General features: G+C 65.7%; 5 protein-coding genes and 1 pseudogene. 1 reads left to right on the top strand and 5 read right to left on the bottom strand.

Annotated elements, in window-relative coordinates; genetic code table 11:
• A partial coding sequence (locus tag ABD774_RS21185) for a hypothetical protein (protein WP_345045669.1) occupies positions 1-322 on the top strand: 322 nt, incomplete at its 5' end.
• Between the two features lie 215 nt (positions 323-537).
• On the opposite strand, the pseudogene ABD774_RS21800 reads toward ABD774_RS21185, so the two are convergent.
• From ABD774_RS21800 to ABD774_RS21205, 5 genes and pseudogenes are all read right to left on the bottom strand, one after another.
• Positions 538-678, bottom strand: a pseudogene (locus ABD774_RS21800) (hypothetical protein); the annotation flags it as partial.
• Positions 679-807: 129 nt separating this feature from the next.
• Positions 808-1,047 carry a heavy-metal-associated domain-containing protein gene (locus tag ABD774_RS21190; RefSeq protein ID WP_154795784.1) on the bottom strand — a complete coding sequence of 80 codons (240 nt, stop codon included), beginning with the start codon at positions 1,045-1,047 and terminating at the stop codon, positions 808-810.
• 130 nt (positions 1,048-1,177) lie between these two features.
• A complete protein-coding gene (locus ABD774_RS21195; RefSeq protein ID WP_154796902.1) occupies positions 1,178-1,861 on the bottom strand; it encodes a helix-turn-helix domain-containing protein in 684 nt (227 codons plus the stop codon).
• 217 nt (positions 1,862-2,078) lie between these two features.
• Positions 2,079-2,300, bottom strand: a complete 222-nt coding sequence (locus ABD774_RS21200) for a hypothetical protein (RefSeq protein WP_345045675.1) — start codon at positions 2,298-2,300, stop codon at positions 2,079-2,081.
• A gap of 15 nt (positions 2,301-2,315) precedes the next feature.
• Complete coding sequence (locus ABD774_RS21205) at positions 2,316-3,776, bottom strand: molybdopterin-dependent oxidoreductase (protein ID WP_425554626.1); 1,461 nt, start codon at positions 3,774-3,776, stop codon at positions 2,316-2,318.
• Positions 3,777-4,441: the final 665 nt, after the last annotated feature.

Raw genomic sequence — 4,441 nt, forward strand, 5'->3', positions numbered from 1 at the left:
GGCGGCCATCCAGGGACGGCATCAACGGCTCGATCAACTCCCACTGGGCATCCGTCAGCACGGCAGTACGCGACACCCCCGCAGCGTTTCAGCCCAAGGGCTCGACTATTGGGAGACACGCCCTAGCAGCGCCGTGCCTAGAGCGATCTCGAAGGTCGACAACGCCTTCCCGAAGCGGACCGGGTCCATCTTCTTCAAGAACGGGAACGCGTTGGCGGCCTGGTCCCGCAACCCCGTTGCCCCGTCGACGTCCAATGACCGCTTAGTGATTCCGGTGTTCAATATGAAGGCCCCGCTCGCCAGGCGCGGCGGGACATGGTGAAGCTTGACGCTCATAGCAATCTCTCCTGAGTTCTTGGGACGTGGGTCTACCAGCGGTTCACACGTGAGAATGCAGCGGGCGGGCTTCCCCTGATCATTGACGGGCCCGGCGGCCCGGTCCGGCCCTGATGGGTGGCGGGATGACGCCCGGGCAGTGCGCTCGCGCTTGGTCTGGGCACCGCCTCGACGTCCTCGGTCGCCCTAGTGGAGGCGGTCCTACCTGTCCTCCGAGATAACGCTTGCGGTAACGCCGGCACCGCCGACGGTCACCAGGATGTCCTCGACGTCCAAGCGTCGGGGGTCGTAGTCGACGTCAACCCGGTGCGAGTGCAGATCGATGTGCACGGCCTGCACACCCGGAAGACCGCTTCAGGTGCCGGTTGATGTCGGTGGCGCACGAGGGGCAGAACAGCTCACCCAGGCGCAGCTGCAGGTGCGCCGCCTGTGCCATGACGCTCACTGTCCTTCTCCTTGGCGCGGCGGGCGTCAGAACGCGGCAGGCTTGGCGACGTACCCGGCCTTGCCCACAGCGGCGATCAGGTCCTCGACGCTGGCCTTGGCCGGGTCGTGGTCGACCTCGATGCGCGCAGAGGCGAACTGGACCTTCACGGCGCTGACGCCGTCCAGGCGCCCGACCCGCTTCTCGATCTTCGCCACGCAGGAGGGGCAGGAGAAGCCTTCGGCGCGCAGGGTCGTGTGGGTGGTGGTGGGAGCGGTGGTGCTCATGGTGTGTCCCTTCCTTCTCTGACGAGGTCTCACCCTTCTTGGGTGCTGACTACGACGTTACGAGCGGGCCAGGAACCGAACCATGACGTGCATCAATCAACCGCAGCAGACGTGAGAGAGTCCTCGCCCCTCAGGCACTGGCGGCCACGGTGGCGAGCAGACGGTCGCCGTCCAGGATGGCGGTCCATCTGCGTCCGGAGTCGATGATGCCGTCCTTGCGGAGCTGGCTCATTACCCGGGAGACGGACTCCGGTGTCGAGCCGGTCATGCCGGCCAGGTCAGTGCGAGACAGCGGTAGCTGGATCAAGGTGCCACCAGAGGCACTGTCCTGCCCGAACTTCTCTGCCAGGCGCAGCAGCGTGGTCGCTACCCGCTGGGCGACGGTGGCGGTGGATTGCGCGGTGACGTCCGCACGCGCTTGCGCTAGCAGCGCGGTGACGTCGTCCACCACCCGTAGGGCGACCTCGGGGTGTTGCGTCATGACATCGCGGAAAGCGCGTGTGTCGATGCGTAACGCGCAGGTGGTGGTCAGGGCGCGAACGGTTTCGGGGTAGGTGGGCTGGCCCAGGGTGTGCATGCCTCCGAAGAGGTCGCCAGGGGCCAGGAGATCGACGACGACGTCCTGGCCGTTCGGGGTCGGGCGGGAGACCTTGGCGCGCCCAGCTGCCATGACGTAGAGATGTTCGGCCACGTCGCCGGCTGTGTAGAGCGGGTCGTCCTCAGCCCAGGACAGCGAGACCATGCGGTGGTCGATACCGACAAGATCCTCGTGGGACAGACCGGCGAAGAGCGGCACCTGGCCGAGAACCTTCATGCGTACCGGCAATGGACAGTGATGGGGCTGGGCGCAGGTAGTCCGCAGCGGGACTCGCCGTCGGCCAGGTGCGCCGGTAACGAAGTTGACCGGCGAGGATGCAGCCTGCGATGCCGCGGAGCCTGGTTCGCTGCTCACGATTCCCTCCTGCAAGTGATGCTAGATACGCCGAGACGAATGAGCACTTGCTTCGTCTCATTATTGGTAGCCGTAATGGTCAGGCGAGCGTGTAGTCGCCGGCCTCCTGCACGGCTGCCTCGATAGTCGAGCGGTCCAGCTCGACGTTGTCCTTGTGCTTGAGGATGATGCGCGAGTCGCCGTCGGGAATGATCTCGGTGGCGACGGCACCGATACCTGCCACGAGATAGAGGCTGTCCTTGATGGTCCGCGCATCCTCGGCTGTGGTCATGCCGACGACGGTGTAGATAGTGCTGATCATGCCCTGCCCCCTTGGTCAGATCCGGCCGTTGAACGCCTGCATCGCGCCGTCCTCACGGGTGCCGCCACGACCGTCACCGTACGCGGCGTAGTCGGTGATCCACTCGATGGACTTGATCCACTTGACCATCTTGTACCCATGGTTCGACTCCACCCGCAGCCGCAGCGGCGCGCCCAGATGCACCTCCAGCGGGTGGTCGTTGCGCTCGTACGCCAGGATCGTGTCGTCCTCGGCTACCGTGTCGAGGTCCAGCACCGCGTAGAACGGTTCCCGCGGCCGGTGGTCCCACATCTCCTGGGCCAGGCCGTGGGAGGTGATCATCACGTAGTTGGCACCTTCCGGACGCGGTCCGAGGACCTCGAGGAGGTCACGGAGCCGGACGCCGGCCCATTTGGAGGTGGCCGACCAGCCCTGCATGCAGGTGTGGACCGCGATGTATTCCGTCTTCGGGAGCTGACGCAAGTCCCCCAGGCTCAGCTGCAGTGTCTTACCGCTCAGTTCGCCACCGAGCTCGAGGCGCCAGTCCCGGAAGTCGCCGTCCCGGTACGCGAGCCACTCCGTGGACTCGTCCGCGGTCGGCGGGAGCCCGTTGGTCCAGTGGTACTCGGAGAGGTCCTTCTCGGTGTAGGTGCTCTGGCGTCCCATGCGGGGCTTCATCCAGTTCAGCGTGAGTTTGCGGATCGGCTCGGTGAGTGCGACGAGAACCCGCTGGGAGCGTGCGCGGTCGGCCAGCGTGAGATAGCTGAGCCCGATCCACAGGCCGATCACGACGACGATCGTGGCAATGGCAATCGTGAACGCCTGCGCGTAGCGGGCGGTGTCGGTCACGCCAAAGACCATGTGCGGGAGGTTGTACTCGGCGTGGACCAAGAACACCAGACCGATGTGCATCACGATGAAAATGCTCATCAGCGCCATGCCGATGAAGTGCAGTGATCGCGCTCCCTGGTGGCCGCCCCACATCTTCACGTACCAGGGGAAGCGGGAGCGGACGGCCGGCGACATGGCGATTCCGGTCAAGATCAGCAACGGCGCCAAGATGAAGACGACGCCGGTGTAGGTGAGCATCTGCAGCGCGTCGTAGGGCTGGAAGTGCTCGATCGACGGCACGCCGAAGCCGAGGTAGATCCGCATGGACTCCCACGCCTCCGGGAACACATCCCACGAGGTCGGCACGATCCGCCGCCACAGACCGGTGCCGAACAGCAGCGCCACGTAGAGGAGGCCGTTGATCAACCACAGCGTCACCCCCAATCCGTGCCAGTGCCGCCCCAAGCCGATGTTCTTCTTCCCGGGCAAGGTCAGCAGCGGGCTGGCGCTGCGCTCGTCCATGAGCGAGGTGTAAACCCCCTCCTCCTTCGGCAGCTCCCGGCGAGTGAACTTGATCCACTCAGTGCCCGGCTTGCAGTCATTGCGCCACCACAAGCGGGGCAGCGAGGCGAGAATCTCCCATCCGCTGCGCAGCACAATCCCCATTAGGACGAAGTTGAGCAGGTGTGTAGCCCGCAGCCAGAGCGGGAAATCCGGGTCCAAAGAATGCCTCCATAGATCGTCACCGGCTGTAGCCGCGCCTGTCCGCGTCACACTAAGCCGCCCACCTCTCCCGGGCATCCGCGGGCTGCGTCGATGCCGGCCCGCTGCCACCGGATCCCGTGCTGGCCTTCCACCGTGTGAACTGCGGTGGGAGCCTTGGCGCGGGAGCGTCAGACGTAGCCGTCGATGTGGACGGCGTAGTCAGGTGGCAGCCGGTGAAGTCCCCGGCGTCGCCAACCAGGGCGATGACCTGGCCGCAGTCGGCCCCGGAGTCGGTGCCGTAGTGAAAAGCCCGCCCAGCAGCGCGCGGGGCCCGAAACGAGAGTTGATCGGTGGCATCCAGCGGCGCGAGGCCGTCACCGAGCACTGGCGCCCCATCAACCCAACGCTCGGGCAGCCGTCACTGTCTGCATGGCCAGAGTCCTCAGCGAGGCCGCACTTCTATCCCCTCCTTGACACCCTCCCGGATGTCCGGGCAAATGCGGCTCTTCGCAGTTGACGGTGTAGCGGTGGTGGGCGCGTCGGTCGCCGGATAGGGGTCGAGGTCTTCCGATGATGGGAGTTCTGACGCTGCCCATCTGGAAGACCTCGACGTGCCCGACGCTACC

Source organism: Georgenia daeguensis (assembly GCF_039537705.1).
Lineage (GTDB): Bacteria > Actinomycetota > Actinomycetes > Actinomycetales > Actinomycetaceae > Georgenia > Georgenia daeguensis.

Coding starts and splice junctions, on each gene's coding strand:
- ABD774_RS21205 (WP_425554626.1), bottom strand. CDS start 3,776: ATGGGGATTGTGCTGCGCAGCGGATGGGAGATTCTCGCCTCGCTGCCC.
- ABD774_RS21200 (WP_345045675.1), bottom strand. CDS start 2,300: ATGATCAGCACTATCTACACCGTCGTCGGCATGACCACAGCCGAGGAT.
- ABD774_RS21190 (WP_154795784.1), bottom strand. CDS start 1,047: ATGAGCACCACCGCTCCCACCACCACCCACACGACCCTGCGCGCCGAA.
- ABD774_RS21195 (WP_154796902.1), bottom strand. CDS start 1,861: ATGAAGGTTCTCGGCCAGGTGCCGCTCTTCGCCGGTCTGTCCCACGAG.